This window comes from Dactylosporangium thailandense, assembly GCF_059739745.1.
This window is the reverse complement of the sequence record NZ_AP029195.1, coordinates 2877851-2892074: the sequence shown is the minus strand read 5'-3', so window position 1 is coordinate 2892074 and position 14224 is coordinate 2877851. Positions and strand designations below refer to the sequence as shown.

The window sequence follows — 14224 nt, the reverse complement described above, 5'->3', positions numbered from 1 at the left end:
CGCTCACGCTGCCCGCCGCCGGTCGGCACGATGAACGCATGGATCTCGCAGGCACTCCCGTGACCGTCTACGGCGCGTCCGGGCACACGGGCCGGTTCGTCACGGCGCACCTCCTCGCGCGCGGCCTCGTCCCCGTGCTCGCCGGCCGCGACCCGAGCCGCCTCACGGCCGCGCCGGGCCTCGACGTGCGCCCGGCCGCCGTCGACGACCCCGCGGCGCTGGACCGCGCCCTGGCCGGCTCCGCCGCTGTGATCAACTGCGCCGGCCCGTTCGCCGCGACGGCCGGCCCGGTCATCGAGGCGGCACTGCGTGCCCGGATTCCGTACGTGGACGTGGCCGCCGAGATCGAGGCCAACGCCGACACCTTCCGCCGGTACGCCGGCCGGCCCCTGCCGATCGCGCCGGCGATGGCGTTCTACGGCGGCCTGGGCGACCTGCTGGTCACCGCGGCGATGGGCGACTGGGCCGACGCCGACCGCGTGCACGTGGCCTACGGCCTGGACAGCTGGCACCCGACGGCCGGCACGCGGGCGGCGGGCGAGGTGTCCCACCGGCGCCGCGGCGGCCGCCGGGTCCGCTACACCGGCGGCCGCCTCGAGTACCACGACGACCAGCCCCGGATCGAGCGCTGGACCTTCCCGCCCCCGACCGGCGCGCGGGACGTCGTCGCCGAGTTCTCGATGGCCGACCTCGTGACCGTGCCCAGCCATCTCGCCGTGCTCGAGGTGCGCACCTCCATGGCGGTCGAGGCGGCCCGGGACCTGGCCGCACCGGACACGCCGGCCCCGGTCGCGGCCGACGCGAGCGGCCGCTCCGCCCAGTCCTTCGTCGTCGACGCGGTGGTGTACCGCGGCTCGGAACAGCGCCGCGCCTCGGCGACCGGCCGGGACATCTACGCCGTCACCGCGCCGCTCGCCGTGGAGGCCGTCACCCGCATCCTGACCGGCCGCACCCGCACGACGGGCGCGGCGTCGGCGGGCGCCATGTTCGACGCGGCGGACTTCCTGGCCGCGCTGGCCCCGGACATCGCCGTCTCGGCATAAAGGGTCGCGCGGGCGGCGCCGCGGCGGCAGAATGCGCACCATGTTCGCCGACCGCTGGCCGCAGTTGCTGATGCCGTGGACCGCCGACGACCTCGCCGTGCGAGCGGCGGCCTGGCCGATCATGACCTCGCCCCGGCCGGGCCTGCGATACCAGGAGCGGATCGCTCGCCTGCAGCCGCCGCAGTGCTACTACCGCACGGAGCGGGGCATGGCCAAGCAGCGCCGCCTGGCGGCACGCCTCACCCAGGCCCGCGTGCGGGCCCGGCACCTCGCCCGCCGCTCCCGCGGCTGAGCCGTCAGGCGCTCACGAGCGGCTCATCCTCGGCCGGGGCCGTGGAGCGGCGGAAGTTCAGGCCCACCAGCACGGTCAGCAGGATGCCGATCGCGGCGATCACCACCGCGTCGCGCAGCCCGGCCGGGCCACCCGCGCCCGCGTTCGCGACCGCGACCAGCGCGGCCAGGCCCACCGCCGAGCCGACCTGCTGGCCCGTCGACACGATCCCCGACGCGATGCCCTGGTCGAACAGGGCCGTGCCCGTCGTCGCCGCGGCGAACATCGTGGTGTAGATGACGCCCTGGGCCAGGTTGAGCACCACCATCGACGGCAGCAGCGCCAGGTAGGAGCCGCCCGCGCCGATGCCGAGGCCCAGCGCCAGGGTCGCCACCGAGCCCACGAGCAGGCTCGTCACCAGCGTGGCGCGGTTGCCGAAGCGCAGCGCGAGCCGGCCCCCGGCCAGGGAGCCGGCCGCGCCCGCGGCCATCGGGATCACGTAGGCGAGGCCGGTCTGCAGCGCCGAGTAGCCGAGCACGCGCTGGAAGTGGACGGTCAGGAAGTACAGCAGCGTCCCGAACGTCGCCATGAACAGCAGGGTCAGGACCACCCCGGTGCTGAGGTTGCGATTGGCGAACAGGCGCAGCGGCATCAGCGGCGACCCCGAGCGGGACTCGATCGCCAGGAACGCGGCGAGCAGCACCACGCCGCCGGCCGCCGAGGCCAGCAGGGGCGGCGAGGCCCAGCCCAGCACCGGGCCCTGCACGAGGGTGAACACGATGAGCGTGACCCCGGCGGTGGCGGTGAGCGCGCCGGCGACGTCGAAGCGTCCGGCCGCGCGCGGGCCGTCGGCGGGCAGCAGCAGCACGGCCCCGGCGACCGCGGCGGCGGCGAGCGGAACGTTGACGTAGAACACCGCGGCCCAGCCGAACGCCTCGGTGAGCACGCCGCCGAGCAGCGAGCCGAGCACCATGCCGCCGGCGCCGGCGGCCGCCCAGACGGAGAACGCCCGGTTGCGCTCGCGGCCCTCCTCGAACGAGGTCGCGACCAGCGCGAGCGTCGCCGGGAAGAGCAGCGCGCCGCCGAGGCCCTGCACGGCCCGGGCGGCGACGAGCAGCCCCGCGTGGCCGGCGAGGCCGCCCGCGAGCGAGGCGACCGCGTAGAGCGCCAGCCCGGCGACGAAGACCCGGCGCCGGCCGAGCAGGTCCGCGGCGCGGCCGCCGAGCAGCAGGAAGCCGCCGAAGGCGACCGCGTACGCGCTGACCACCCACTGCAGGTTCTGCGCCGAGAACCCGAGGTCGGCGCCGATGCGGGGCAGGGCCACGTAGACGATGTTGTAGTCGATGGACGTGATGAGCTGGGCGAGGCCGAGCAGGGCGAGCAGGAGCCCGCCCCGGCGGCGTGGTGCAGTGGTCATGACGACCCTCCGGACGGATTGTCGAGCAGGTAGCGCCACCGGCCGTCGGGGCCGCGGCGGGCCACGTCGGTGGCCGTGCCGGTGACCGCGACCGGCTCCCCGCCGGGGCCGTCGAGCTCGGTGACGTGGTCGGTGAGGATCAGGGCGATGCCGTCGGCCTCGTAGATGTGCCGGACACGGATGTCGATGTGGCGTATCCCGGCGAGAAACCCGGCGATCGCGTCGCGCAGGGCGCCGCCGGTGACGGTCTCGCCGGGCCGGGTCGCGAGCAGCGCGGCGGGTTCGAAGAGCCGCAGGGCGGCCTCGACGTCCCGCTCGGCGTAGGCGCGGGCGACCGCCGCGGCCAGCTCGCGCGGATCGGCCGCACCGCCCCGCCGCGCTCGGACGACGACCTCGAGGCTGTGCCCGTCGAGGCTGTCGAAGTAGAAGCCGCGGTGGTTGACGACGCCGGGGCCGTAGTGCAGCGGGCCCGCCCAGAACGGCCGGCCCGCCGCCCGCAGCCGGGCCAGGATCGCGTCCCGCTCGCCGGCGCTGACCTCGAACGCGTAGTGCAGGCCGGGCACGGCGCCGTCGGCCGGGGCGAACTCGAGCAGCAGCCCGTCGGCGAGGCGCACCGCCGGGAACGGGCCGGAGCGCTCCGGCTCGCCCAGGCCGAGGATCCCGGCGAGGTCGAGCGCGGAGCGCAACGGGTCACGGGCGGGGATGAACGTGTGGTCGAGCCGGATGCCCATGGCGCGGTCAGGCCGTGCCGAGCAGGGCGGCGCGCCAGGACTCGTACCGCACGCGCCCCTCGCCCTCCCAGAACCCCAGCACCTCCGGCGGGAGACCGCCGGTGAACTGCGCCCGCTCGTGGTCGGTGGCGTCCTGCAGGCCGATGCCGAGGAAGACCAGCGCCTTCTCCGGCGGGATGGAGGCGTGGCCGCGCAGCTCGAACGCCTGCCACTCCGACGGGGTGATGTGCTCGCGGATCAGCGGCAGGACGTGCTCCTCCTCGTCGGCGAGGTGCTCGTCGGTCACCTTCGAGATCCGGGCCACGACGTCGGCGAGGCGGTCCCGGTCGGCCGCGGCGGCGGAGGCCCGCCAGACCGGCCCCAGCGCCGCGGCCTCCTGCAGCAGCCCGTGCAGCTCATCGTGCTGGCGCTCCATGCGGTGCACCAGCTCGGCGTGCGGGCGGGCCCGGCGCAGCAGCGGCGGCCACAGCAGCTCGTCCTCGCCGACGTGGTGCTCGTGCAGCGAGCCGGTGATGTCGGCCAGGTGCTCGGCGACGATCGCGGCGCGCTCGCGGTCACCGTCGGCGACGCCGGCGACGAGGCCGGCGAGGAGGCGCAGTTCGCGGCGGTACACCTGGTGCACCCAGGCCATCCCCCACGGGTCGAGGGTCTCGGACACGATCGGGCTCCTTACGGGACGACGACGAGCTTGCCGAGGGTGTGCCGGCGCTCGAGCAGCTCATAGGCCTCGGCGATGCGCTCCAGCGGGAACGCCCGCACCGGCACCTCGAGACGCCCGTCGGCGACGAGGGCGGCCAGCTCGGCCAGGACCTCGGGCCGGGACGCGTCGTTGCTGCCCTGGGCCTTCACGCCGTGCTGGGCGACGGCGGCGAAGTTGATGAGGGTGTCGATCCGGTCCGGCTGGACGCCGAGGCGCAGCGCGAGGTCGACGTAGTCGGCGCCGAACGCGTCGATGAACGCGTCCACCTTCTCGCCGGCCGCGGCGCGGACGCGCTCCTCGACGCCGTCGCCGTAGGCGACCGGCACGACCCCGTGGGCGCGCAGCCACTCGTGGTGGTCCTCGCCGGCCAGGCCGACGACGGTGGCGCCGGCGAGCCGGGCGAGCTGTACCGCGATCGTGCCGACCCCGCCGGCGGCGCCCGCGACGACGACCGTGTCGCCGGTGCCGGCGCTGATCGCGCGAACGGCGGCGTAGGCGGCGGCGCCCGCGGTGTAGAGGGCTCCGGCGACCTCCCACGGCACGCCGGCGGGGCGGTCGGTCAGGTGGCTCGCGGGGACGGCGACGAGCTCGGCGTGGGTGCCGCGCTCGTCGGTCCAGCCGATGACCTCGCGGCCGGTCCCCTCCACGACGCCGGCGACGTCGCGGCCCTGGCGGGACGGGAACGTGGTGGGGTACACCTTGTCGAGAAACCCGCCGCGGATGCCCGACTCGACCGGGTTCAGCCCGGCGGCGCGGACGCGGACGAGCACCTCTCCCTCGCCCGGCACCGGCGCCGGCTCGTCGGTCACCTGCAGGACGTCGGGGCCGCCGAAGCGGTCGAACCGCACGACACGGGCCATGGTCACTCCTTGAACAGTCTTGTCGAATCCGGACAAGACGACCGTGGCACCGGCGGGGCCGGGTGTGAATCGGACGGTTCTGCCTAGGATCGCCAACCCTGGGCTGAGCGGGTGAACCTGACGAAACACGCGCGACCGGGTTGGCGGCCGAGCGGGCCCGGCGCAGAATCGGGGCTCATGCGCGCCGCTTACCTGCACGAGCTAGGAACGCCGGACGTCATCCGCTTCGGCGAGCTGGCCGATCCCGTCCCGGGCCCGACCGACGTGCTGGTCGAGGTGCGGGCGACGACGGTCAACCCGGTCGACACGTTCGTGCGCTCGGGGCTGTTCCGCACGCTCCTGCCGATGCCGTTCGTGGTCGGCCGCGACCTGGCCGGGGTGGTCGTGGCGGCCGGTGCGGGGGCGCCCGGGTTCGCGCCCGGCGACGCGGTGTGGTGCAACAGCCTCGGCCACGCGGGCCGGCAGGGGGCCAACGCCGAGCTCGCGGTCGTGCCGGTCGAGCGGCTGTACCGCCTGCCGCCCGCCGTCGCCCCGCAGACCGCGGTGACCATGGTGCATCCGGCCGGCACCGCCTACCTCGGGCTGTTCACCCACGGGCGGCTGCGACCGGGTGAGACGGTCGTCGTGGCGGGCGCGGCCGGCAACGTCGGGGCCGCGCTGGTCGTGCTGGCCGCGGAGGCGGGCGCCCGGGTCGTGGCGATCGCGTCGGCGCGCGACGCCGAGCACTGCGCGGCGCTGGGCGCCGCCGAGGTCCTCGACTATCGCGCCGCGGACCTGGACGCGCGGCTGGCGGAGGCGTGCCCGGGCGGTGTCGACGTGTATCTGGACACGGCGGGCCGCAACGACCTCGAGAGGATCGTGGAGCGGCTGGCGTTCCGCGGCCGCGCGGTGCTGCTGGCCGGCGCCGGGACGCGGCCGGTGCTGCCCGCCGGCGCGCTCTACATGCACGACCGCACGGTGACCGGGTTCGTCATCTCGCACGCGACCGCGGCCGAGCTCGCGGAGGCGGCGGTGACGATCAACCGGCTGCTGGCCGCGGGCCGGCTGCGCCCGCGGGCGACGGTGGAGCTGCCGCTGTCGGCCACCGCGGAGGCGCACCGCATGATCGAACGGGGCGAGCTGCGCGGGCGCCGGGTGGTCCTTCGTCCCTGAGCCGTTTTCTGCTCCGGTCCGTCGGGCGCACGACCGTTGCTCCCGTCAGGAATCCCGGCGTCCGCCGTGGCGCGGCCGAAGCCGCTCACGCCTGTACCTCTGCTCACGCCGGTACCTCTGCTCACGCTTTGGCCTCCGCACCGCCCGACAGGGTGTCGCGCAGGCGGAACAGGCGCAGGGCGAGCTGCAGGTCCAGCGCCTGGATCGGCCGCTGCCAGTCCGGGCCGAGCAGCTCCTTCACCCGCTCGAGGCGGCGCGCGACGGTGTTCGGATGCACGTGCAGCCGCTCGGCCGCGTTCGTCGGGCTGCCGCTCGCGGCGAAGTACGCGTCCAGCGTCCGGGTCAGCTCGGTGAACCGCCTCCGGTCGTGGTCGAGCACCGGCCCGAGCACCGCGTCCACGAACGTGTCGACGCCCTGCCGGTCGGACAGCAGCACCCCCAGGAAGCCCAGGTCCCGCCCCGAGGCCCCGCGCCCGGCGAGCTCCAGCGCGGTGAGCGCGTCGAGGCAGCGCAGCGCCTCGACGTGCCCGGCGGCGACGGCGGCGGCCCCGCGGACCGGTCCGGCCGCCCCGACCGTGACCGGGGCGCCGAGCAGCGCCGAGAGCTCCTCGGCGGCGCTGCGTGCGGCCGCGCCCGGGTCGGCGCCGGGGGCCACCACGACGAGCCGGCCGTCGCGCACCCCGCCGACGCCGCCGATGCGGCGCACGTACGACACGGCCCAGCCGGCGGCGGCGTCCGGGGTCTCCGGGCGGGCGGCCAGCACGACGTGGGGCCGGTCGAGGTCCAGGCGGAGGCGGTGGGCGGCGCGCTGCAGGCGGCGGCGGGACCGCGGCGGGTGCATCAGCAGGTCGTCGAGCAGGTCGTCGCGGGCATGCTCCTCGACGGCGACGCCGGCGTGCTGGCGCAGCACGACCGCGGCCGCCTGGGCGACCAGCGGCAGCAGCTGCCGGTCGGCGGCGCCGAGGACCCGCTCGGCCCGCACCAGCACGGTGCCGAGCGGCCGGCCGCCGGCGAGGGCGGGCACCGCCCAGATCCCGCTGTCCAGCTCGCGGGGCTCGCGATGGGGACCGGCCGGCTGGTCGGGCCACGGCGGCGCGCCGTCCTCGTCCCCGCCCGGCGCGCGGCCGGTCGCCAGGGCGCGGCCGTCGGCGTCGCAGAGCCGGACGGCGGCGTCGAGGCGGCGGGCGGCCTCGTCGACCAGGTCCTGCGGATCGCCGGCGGCGACGGCGAGGTCGACGAGCGCGTGGTGGGCGGCGCGCAGCTCGCAGGAGCGGCCGAGCCGGGCGGCGGTGCGCGCGGTGGTGTTCTCCAGCCCCGAGAGCCGGGCGACGGTGCGCTCCAGCAACCGCGCCTTCTCGATCGCGGCCCCGGCCAGCTCGGCGAACGAGGCGAGCAGCGCGCACTCGCCCGCGGTGAAGGCGCGCGGGCGACGGTCCGCGGCGAAGAGCACCCCGAACGGCCGCTGCCCGAAGCGCCCGGCGCCGATCCCGAGCCGGACGACCACGACGGCCCGCAGCCCCTCCGCCGGCGGCAGACCCTCGGCCGGCGACCCGTCGGCGCCGGACGTCCAGTGTGGCCCGGAGCCGCGTAAGGCCGGCCCGGCGAGGCCTTCGTCGCGCGGCAGGCGATGCCCCGGCGCGAGCCCCGAGGCCAGCCCGTCCACCGCGCGCACGGCGAACTCGGCGCGCTCGTCGTCGAGCACCGCCACGAACGCGAGCGCGCAGCCGAGCAGGCGGCGGGCGTGGCGGGCCACGACGGGTAAGAGCGCCTCCAGGTCGCCGGCGCCGGCGAGGTCGTGGGCGGCGTCGACGAGCGCGGCGAGCCCGCGGTGCTCGTCGGCGGGCGGGGCGGGACGCGGTTGCACGGCACACACCTCCATGGACCCACGTCACTGCGTCGGCCGGTTCGAGCTAACACCAGTCCCGGTAGTCGCTCAAGTACGCTCCGTGTTACAAATCCTGGACACCCGATGTGTTGACTAGGACAACTGATCCTTGGCTACGCCACCCCGCGGGAGGCCATGATGGCTGACATGAACCGTCGCGAGCTCGCCGACTTCCTGCGCCGCTGCCGCGAGCGCCTGCAGCCGCAGGACGTGGGCCTGTCCTGCGGTGCGCGGCGCCGCACGCCGGGCCTGCGCCGCGAGGAGGTGGCCCAGCTCGCGGGCATGTCCGCCGACTACTACATGCGGCTGGAGCAGGCGCGCAGCCCGCAGCCGTCGATGCAGCTGCTGGCCCCGCTGGCGCGGGCGCTGCGGCTCAACGACGACGAGCGGGACCACCTCTACCTGCTGGCCGGGCACCGTCCGCCCGCGGGGCGACACGCGGGCGACCACGTGCGCCCGGGCCTGCTGTTCCTGCTCGACCGGCTCACCGACGCGCCGGCCCAGATCCTCAACGACATCGGCGACCTGCTGGCCCAGAACTCGCTGGCCGAGTCGCTCTTCGGCGGCGTGTGCTCGACCCAGCCGCAGAACCGCAACATCGTCTGGCGCTGGTTCACCGACCCGTCGGTGCGAGCCGCATATCCCGAGCCGGACCGCGAGCACTACAGCCGCCTGCACACCGCGGACCTGCGCGCGGCACTGGCCCGCCGCAGTGGCGACCAGGCCGCCCTCGACCTGGTGCGGCGGCTGCGTGCGGCCAGCCCCGAGTTCGCCGAGCTGTGGGAGCGCCACGAGGTCGGCGTGCGCCGCAGCGGCAACATCCGGGTCGTCCACCCGACCATCGGGCTGATCGACCTCAACTGCGAGCAGCTCCTCTCGCCCGCCGAGGACCAGCACCTGCTGCTGTTCACGCCCAGCCCGGGCACCCAGAGCGCCGAGCAGCTGCAGCTGCTGCGCGTCGTGGGCCGGGAGCTGTTCACGAGCTGAGCGGCGAACCGGGCCGCACGGGGGCACCCGTGTGCCCAAAAAACTACTTGTCCGATAGGAGTAACAGAAAATTTAAGAAGGGAGCACGATGAGCAGCATCCCCCTGGTGGACCTGCGGCCGTGGTTCAGCGGATCGCCCGCGGACCGGGCCGCCGTCGCCGCCGAGATCGACCGGGCCCTGCAGGTGTCCGGTTTCCTGCTGATCACCGGGCACGGGGTCCCGCAGGAGCTGCGCGACCGCACCCGCGCCGCGGCCCGCCGGTTCTTCGCGCTGCCGGAGGCCGAGAAGCAGCCCTTCGCCGTCGCGCCCGGCGGCCGCGGCTGGATCCCGCCCGGCGCCGAGGCCAACGGCTACCTCGAGGGCGTGGAGTCGCCGCCGGACCTGAAGGAGTCGTACTCGGTCGGCTCGTCCGTCGAGGCGGCCGACCCGGCCTCGGACCTCGGCTGGCATCCGGCGAACGTGTGGCCGGCCGCGGTGCCGGAGCTGGAGGCGAGCGCCCGCGAGTACATGGACCGCATCCGGGCGCTCTCCGACGAGCTGCTGACCATCTTCGCCGCCGCGCTGGACCTGCCGGCGGACCACTTCACGCGGCACACGCGCTTCCCGAAGTACACGCTGAACATCAACCGCTATCCCCCGCTCAGCGAGGTCGGCGCGCCCGGCGACGGGCAGTTCCGCATCGGCCCGCACACCGACTTCGGCACGGTCACGGTCCTCGATCGCGAGCCCGGCGTCGGCGGGCTGCAGGTGTTCACGCCCGAGGGCGAGTGGGAGGACGCGCCGTACGACCCGGCCGCGTTCACCGTGAACATCGGCGACCTCATGGCCCGCTGGACCGGCGACCGCTGGCGCTCCACCCGGCACCGGGTGCTGCCGCCGCAGGCCGCCGCCCCGGACGAGGACCTGGTGTCGCTGGTCTTCTTCTACGTCAGCGACCGCGACGCGCGCATCGCCTCGCTCGAGCCGCCGATCGGCCGGGAGGCGTACCCGGAGATCTCCGCGTCGCAGTACCTCTTCGAGAAGCTCCAGGCGATCAGCGTCCGCTGAGCGTCCCGCCCGCGCCGGCCCCCACACGCCCGGGGGCCGGCGCGCCGCATCCGAAGGAGGTGCCGTGTGGGCACCGCACCACCCCCGCCACATCTCGCCGTCGCCCTCGACGGCGCGGGCTGGCACCCGGCCGCCTGGCGGTGGCCGGACGCCCGGCCCCGTGAGCTGCTGCGCCCCGGCTACTGGATCGACCTGATCCGCCGCGCCGAGGACGGCGGCCTGGACTACGTCACGATCGAGGACTCGCTCGGGCTGCAGACGTCGCGGTACGACGGCCCCGACGGCCGCGTCGACCAGGTCCGCGGGCGCCTCGACGCGGTGCAGGTCGCGGCCCTCGCCGCGCCCGCGACGAGCCGGATCGGCCTGGTGCCGACCGCGACCGTCACGCACACCCGGCCGCAGGACACCGCGCGGGCCGTGGCCACCCTCGACCGCCTCAGCGACGGCCGCGCCGGCTGGCGGCCGCAGGCGTCCAACCGGGCCGACGAGGCCGGTCACTTCGGCCGCCGCACGCTGCCGCGCTTCGACCTCGCCGACATCGACCGGCCCGAGATCGCGCCGGTGTTCGCCGCCCTCTTCGACGAGGCCGGCGACCACGTCGAGGCGGTCCGGCGCCGCTGGAGCGCCGCCCCGCCGCCGCAGGGCCATCCGCCGGTGATGGTGCTCGCACACGCCACGGTCCCGTACCGGCTCGCGGCCCGCGCCGCCGACGTCGTGTGGATCACCGCGTTCGACGCGGCCCGGGTCCGCGCTATCGTCGCGGAGGTGCGTGCGGCGCAGCGGGCGGCCGGGCGCGCCGGGGAGACCCTGCACATCTTCGGCGACCTCGTGGTCTTCCTCGACGCCGGCACCGGGGCGGCCAAGGCCCGCAAGGACCGGCTCGACGAGCTCGCCGGCGAGGTCTTCCACACCGACACGCTGGTCTTCGCCGGCTCGCCCGCCGAGCTCGCCGACCTGCTGGCCGAGTGGCAGGAGGCCGGGGTGACCGGCTTCCGGCTGCGCCCCGGCGCGCTGCCGCACGACCTGGACGCCATCGCGGGGCTCCTCCCGGCCGAGCTGGCCCGGCGCGGGGCGCTGCGCCCGCCCGGCGGCGGCACGCTGCGCTCGCGCCTCGGCCTGGGGGCGGTTCGATGAGCGTGTTCGTGGTGGACGACGACCCTGACGACCCGGGCGGCCCGGACCCGTTCGCCGTGCTCGCGTCGGTGGCCGGCCGCGACGATCTGACCCGGCTCGTGGCCGTGGTCGCGACCGACGGCCGGGAGCCCTACGAGATCGCCCGCAAGCTCGCCAGCCTGGACCACCTCAGCGGCGGCCGGGCCGGCTGGCGGCCGACCGGCGACCCGGCCCGGACCGCGGCGTTCGTCACCGCCGTGCACGCGCTGCTGGACTCGTGGCGCGCCGACGACCTCGTCATCGCCGGCGGCACGTTCGTGGCGCGGCCGGACGTGGGCTCGTTCCGCCACCGCGACGCGTACTTCGACATCGCCGGCCTGTTCAGCCTGCCTCCCGGCCCCCAGGGCCGGCCCCCCATCGTGGAAGACGGTGCCCGATGACCCACCCCGCCCGGCTCCCCTCGCTCACCGGCCTGCGGTTCCCGGCCGCGCTCCTCGTGTTCGTGTACCACGCCTCCCTGCAGCTGCCGAGCACCACGCTGTTCACGGACCAGACGTTCGCCGCACACTACGCGACGGCCGCGGCCCAGCTCGGCGCGCTCGGCGTCACCTTCTTCTTCGTGCTCAGCGGCTTCGTGCTGACCTGGTCGGCACGGGAGCGGGACACCCCGGGCGCGTTCTGGCGCCGCCGGCTGGTGAAGATCTACCCCAACTACGTGGTCGCGTGGGTGCTGGCGATGGTGGTCTTCGCCGCCGCGTACACCCCGGCCGGCCAGGCGACGCTCAACCTGTTCATGCTCCAGGTCTGGGTGCCCGACTTCTTCACCAACCTCAGCGTCAACCCGCCGAGCTGGTCGCTGGGGACCGAGGCGTTCTTCTACGCGGCCTTCCCGCTGCTGCTGCCGCTCGTCAACCGCATCCGGGCGGAGCGGCTGAAGTACTGGATCGCCGCCACCGTCGCCGGTGTCGTGGCCACCCCGGCGCTCGCCTACGCGCTGCTGCCCGACGCGCCCGGGGTCCCGGGCGGCTGGGCGGCGTCGGAGTCGCAGTACTGGTTCGCCTACTTCCTGCCCCCCGTCCGGCTGCTCGACTTCGCGCTCGGCATCCTGGTCGCCCGGGCCGTCGCCCTCGGCCGGTGGCGGGACATCGGGCTGGGCTGGTCGGCGCTGCTGCTGGCGGTCTCGGTGCCGCTGGCCTCGTTCGTGCCGTACCTCTACGGCCAGCGCGCCGTGACCATCGTGCCCATCGCCCTGCTCGTGGCGGCGGCCGCGAGCGCCGACGCGAGCGGCCGCGGGACCTGGTTCGCCGCCCGCCCGGCCCGCTGGCTCGGTGAGGTCTCCTTCGCGTTCTACCTGCTGCACTTCATCGTCATCACCGGCGGCCGGACCCTGCTGGGCCGCACGTTCCCGACCCCGGCGGCGATCGGGCTCATCCTGGCCGAGCTGCTGGTGGCGACCGCCGCCGCGGCCGCGCTGTACACCTGGTTCGAGCGCCCGATCACCCGCCGCTTCTCCGCCCCGCGGCGCGACCCCGCCGCGGCGACCCCGGCCCCGCAGCCGGTCCACTGAGGAGGTTCCCGATGACCACTCCCGTCCTCGTGTTCGGCGGCGGCGGCCGGGTCGGCCGCGCCGTCGTCGACGAGCTGCTCGCCGCGGGTGTGCCGGTCCGGGCCACCGGCCGCGACCCGGACCGGCTGCGGCTGCCGTCCACTGTGGAGACCGTCCGCGCCGACCTGACCGACCCGGACTCGTTGCCGGCCGCGCTCAAGGGCGTGCGCAAGGTGTTCCTGTACGCGGTGCCGCAGGGCGTCGAGCACTTCACCGGGGCCGCGCGGGAGGCCGGCGTCGAGCACGTGGTGCTGCTGTCGTCCGACACGGTGCTGGACCGGATTCCGGCCCGCCGGGCGATCGCCGACATGCACCGGACCGTGGAGCGGGCGCTCGACGCGTCGGGGCTCGCGACCACGTACCTGCGGCCGGACAACTTCGCCAGCAACGTGCTGCTGTGGGGCTGGGCGGCCTCCATCCGGGCCGAGGGCGTGGTGCGCTTCCCCTATCCGGAGTCGCACAGCGACGCGATCCACGAGCGCGACATCGCCGCCGTCGCCGCCGCGGCGCTCACCCGGCCCGGGCACGAGGGCGGGCGGTACCTCATCACCGGCCCCGAGTCGGTGACCCAGCGCCGCCAGGCCGAGCTGATCGCCGAGGCGATCGGCCGGCCCGTCCGGATCGAGGAGCTCACGCCGGAGCAGGCGCGGCGGGTGTACGCCGAGATCGTGCCGGAGTGGGTGCTGGACGCGACCCTCGGCTACTGGGCCGCGACCGACGGGGTGCCGTACGCGGTGAACGACCTCGTCGAGCGGATCACCGGGCGGCCCGCGCGCACGTTCGCGCGGTGGGCCCGCGAGCACGCCGCCGAATTCTGACCTGACAGATCTGGATTCGCGGCTTTGACCAGCATCGATCACGCTGGCGACGATGGATGCATGGCCGACAATCCCCTGTTCGAGTCGCGCGCCGAGGTGCGGGTCAACGCCAGCCCGGCGCGCGTGTACGCCGTCGTCAGTGATCTGCCGCGCAGCGGCGAGTGGAGCTCCGAGTGCCTCGGCGGCCGGTGGGTCGCCGGGGCGCCCGGCACCGTCGGCGCGGTCTTCCGCGGCGACAACCGCCGCGCCGAGGACGTGGTCGCCTGGGCGCCCGTCGTGCGCGGCGACTGGAGCACCGAGGCCGAGGTCGTCGCGGCCGAGCCGGGCCGGGCGTTCCGGTGGGCGATGCGCGACAGCACCGGCGCCGCCCAGGACAGCATCTGGGCGTTCGAGCTGGCCCCGGACGGCGAGGGCACGACCCTCGTGCACCACTTCCGGATGGGCCGGCCGACCGAGGGCATCCGCAAGATCGTCTCGGGCCTCGACGACACCGCCCGGGCGCGCTTCTTCGCCGAGTGGGGTGAGAAGGTCGCCGGCGACCTGGCCGACACCCTGCAACGCATCCGGCTCGTCATCGAGAAGGACGCGTAGGG

The 14224-nt window shown here is 75.7% G+C and carries 15 protein-coding genes; 10 read left to right on the top strand and 5 right to left on the bottom strand.

Features of this window, described 5'->3' with window-relative positions; genetic code table 11:
• Nucleotides 1–38 precede the first annotated feature (38 nt).
• Both AC6JBM_RS12990 and AC6JBM_RS12985 read left to right on the top strand, forming a co-directional pair.
• Nucleotides 39–1043, top strand: a complete 1005-nt coding sequence (locus tag AC6JBM_RS12990; protein ID WP_497983855.1) for an NAD(P)H-binding protein — start codon at nucleotides 39–41, stop codon at nucleotides 1041–1043.
• Nucleotides 1044–1083: 40 nt separating this feature from the next.
• Nucleotides 1084–1335: a hypothetical protein gene (locus tag AC6JBM_RS12985; protein WP_497983854.1), complete on the top strand. Its 252-nt coding sequence runs from the start codon at nucleotides 1084–1086 to the stop codon at nucleotides 1333–1335.
• Nucleotides 1336–1339: 4 nt separating this feature from the next.
• Here AC6JBM_RS12985 and AC6JBM_RS12980 read toward each other — a convergent pair whose 3' ends face one another.
• From AC6JBM_RS12980 to AC6JBM_RS12965, 4 genes are read right to left on the bottom strand one after another with little or no spacing between them, the layout of a single operon-like run.
• A complete protein-coding gene (locus tag AC6JBM_RS12980) occupies nucleotides 1340–2731 on the bottom strand; it encodes an MFS transporter (RefSeq protein ID WP_497983853.1) in 1392 nt (463 codons plus the stop codon).
• Entirely contained in the window at nucleotides 2728–3462 is a 735-nt protein-coding gene (locus AC6JBM_RS12975; protein WP_497983852.1) for a DUF4440 domain-containing protein, read from the bottom strand. The genes AC6JBM_RS12980 and AC6JBM_RS12975 overlap by 4 nt, the downstream gene beginning before the upstream one ends.
• A 7-nt stretch (nucleotides 3463–3469) precedes the next feature.
• Nucleotides 3470–4120: a hemerythrin domain-containing protein gene (locus AC6JBM_RS12970; RefSeq protein WP_350624734.1), complete on the bottom strand. Its 651-nt coding sequence runs from the start codon at nucleotides 4118–4120 to the stop codon at nucleotides 3470–3472.
• Nucleotides 4121–4131: 11 nt separating this feature from the next.
• Entirely contained in the window at nucleotides 4132–5022 is an 891-nt protein-coding gene (locus tag AC6JBM_RS12965; RefSeq protein ID WP_497983851.1) for an NADP-dependent oxidoreductase, read from the bottom strand.
• 177 nt (nucleotides 5023–5199) lie between these two features.
• On the opposite strand from AC6JBM_RS12965, the gene AC6JBM_RS12960 reads away from it, so the two are divergent.
• The gene (locus AC6JBM_RS12960; protein WP_497983850.1) at nucleotides 5200–6174 is read left to right on the top strand and encodes a zinc-binding dehydrogenase; all 975 of its coding nucleotides are present in this window, start codon (nucleotides 5200–5202) and stop codon (nucleotides 6172–6174) included.
• 121 nt (nucleotides 6175–6295) lie between these two features.
• Here the strand turns inward: AC6JBM_RS12960 and AC6JBM_RS12955 are convergent, their stop codons facing one another.
• Nucleotides 6296–8038 (bottom strand): helix-turn-helix domain-containing protein, encoded by a 1743-nt coding sequence (locus AC6JBM_RS12955; RefSeq protein ID WP_497983849.1) that lies wholly within the window; start codon nucleotides 8036–8038, stop codon nucleotides 6296–6298.
• Nucleotides 8039–8206: 168 nt separating this feature from the next.
• On the opposite strand from AC6JBM_RS12955, the gene AC6JBM_RS12950 reads away from it, so the two are divergent.
• The 7 genes from AC6JBM_RS12950 to AC6JBM_RS12920 all read left to right on the top strand — a co-directional run bounded on the left by AC6JBM_RS12950 (nucleotide 8207) and on the right by AC6JBM_RS12920 (nucleotide 14222).
• Nucleotides 8207–9046, top strand: a complete 840-nt coding sequence (locus AC6JBM_RS12950) for a helix-turn-helix transcriptional regulator (protein ID WP_350624730.1) — start codon at nucleotides 8207–8209, stop codon at nucleotides 9044–9046.
• Nucleotides 9047–9134: 88 nt separating this feature from the next.
• A complete protein-coding gene (locus AC6JBM_RS12945; protein ID WP_497983848.1) occupies nucleotides 9135–10094 on the top strand; it encodes an isopenicillin N synthase family dioxygenase in 960 nt (319 codons plus the stop codon).
• A 66-nt stretch (nucleotides 10095–10160) separates the two neighbouring features.
• Entirely contained in the window at nucleotides 10161–11228 is a 1068-nt protein-coding gene (locus AC6JBM_RS12940) for an LLM class flavin-dependent oxidoreductase (protein WP_497983847.1), read from the top strand.
• The gene (locus AC6JBM_RS12935) at nucleotides 11225–11647 is read left to right on the top strand and encodes an LLM class flavin-dependent oxidoreductase (RefSeq protein WP_497983846.1); all 423 of its coding nucleotides are present in this window, start codon (nucleotides 11225–11227) and stop codon (nucleotides 11645–11647) included. The genes AC6JBM_RS12940 and AC6JBM_RS12935 overlap by 4 nt, the downstream gene beginning before the upstream one ends.
• A complete protein-coding gene (locus AC6JBM_RS12930; RefSeq protein ID WP_497983845.1) occupies nucleotides 11644–12774 on the top strand; it encodes an acyltransferase family protein in 1131 nt (376 codons plus the stop codon). Before AC6JBM_RS12935 ends, AC6JBM_RS12930 begins: the two co-directional genes overlap by 4 nt.
• Nucleotides 12775–12785: 11 nt before the next feature.
• On the top strand, nucleotides 12786–13631 hold the full coding sequence (locus AC6JBM_RS12925; protein WP_497983844.1) for an NAD(P)H-binding protein: 846 nt from the start codon (nucleotides 12786–12788) through the stop codon (nucleotides 13629–13631).
• Nucleotides 13632–13691: 60 nt separating this feature from the next.
• Nucleotides 13692–14222: an SRPBCC family protein gene (locus AC6JBM_RS12920; RefSeq protein WP_497983843.1), complete on the top strand. Its 531-nt coding sequence runs from the start codon at nucleotides 13692–13694 to the stop codon at nucleotides 14220–14222.
• Nucleotides 14223–14224: the final 2 nt, after the last annotated feature.

Bases quoted from the DNA above. Each gene is read 5' to 3' on its own strand.
- AC6JBM_RS12990 (WP_497983855.1), top strand. From the start codon at position 39: ATGGATCTCGCAGGCACTCCCGTGACCGTCTACGGCGCGTCCGGGCAC.
- AC6JBM_RS12985 (WP_497983854.1), top strand. From the start codon at position 1,084: ATGTTCGCCGACCGCTGGCCGCAGTTGCTGATGCCGTGGACCGCCGAC.
- AC6JBM_RS12980 (WP_497983853.1), bottom strand. From the start codon at position 2,731: ATGACCACTGCACCACGCCGCCGGGGCGGGCTCCTGCTCGCCCTGCTC.
- AC6JBM_RS12975 (WP_497983852.1), bottom strand. From the start codon at position 3,462: ATGGGCATCCGGCTCGACCACACGTTCATCCCCGCCCGTGACCCGTTG.
- AC6JBM_RS12965 (WP_497983851.1), bottom strand. From the start codon at position 5,022: ATGGCCCGTGTCGTGCGGTTCGACCGCTTCGGCGGCCCCGACGTCCTG.
- AC6JBM_RS12960 (WP_497983850.1), top strand. From the start codon at position 5,200: ATGCGCGCCGCTTACCTGCACGAGCTAGGAACGCCGGACGTCATCCGC.
- AC6JBM_RS12950 (WP_350624730.1), top strand. From the start codon at position 8,207: ATGAACCGTCGCGAGCTCGCCGACTTCCTGCGCCGCTGCCGCGAGCGC.
- AC6JBM_RS12945 (WP_497983848.1), top strand. From the start codon at position 9,135: ATGAGCAGCATCCCCCTGGTGGACCTGCGGCCGTGGTTCAGCGGATCG.
- AC6JBM_RS12935 (WP_497983846.1), top strand. From the start codon at position 11,225: ATGAGCGTGTTCGTGGTGGACGACGACCCTGACGACCCGGGCGGCCCG.
- AC6JBM_RS12930 (WP_497983845.1), top strand. From the start codon at position 11,644: ATGACCCACCCCGCCCGGCTCCCCTCGCTCACCGGCCTGCGGTTCCCG.
- AC6JBM_RS12925 (WP_497983844.1), top strand. From the start codon at position 12,786: ATGACCACTCCCGTCCTCGTGTTCGGCGGCGGCGGCCGGGTCGGCCGC.
- AC6JBM_RS12920 (WP_497983843.1), top strand. From the start codon at position 13,692: ATGGCCGACAATCCCCTGTTCGAGTCGCGCGCCGAGGTGCGGGTCAAC.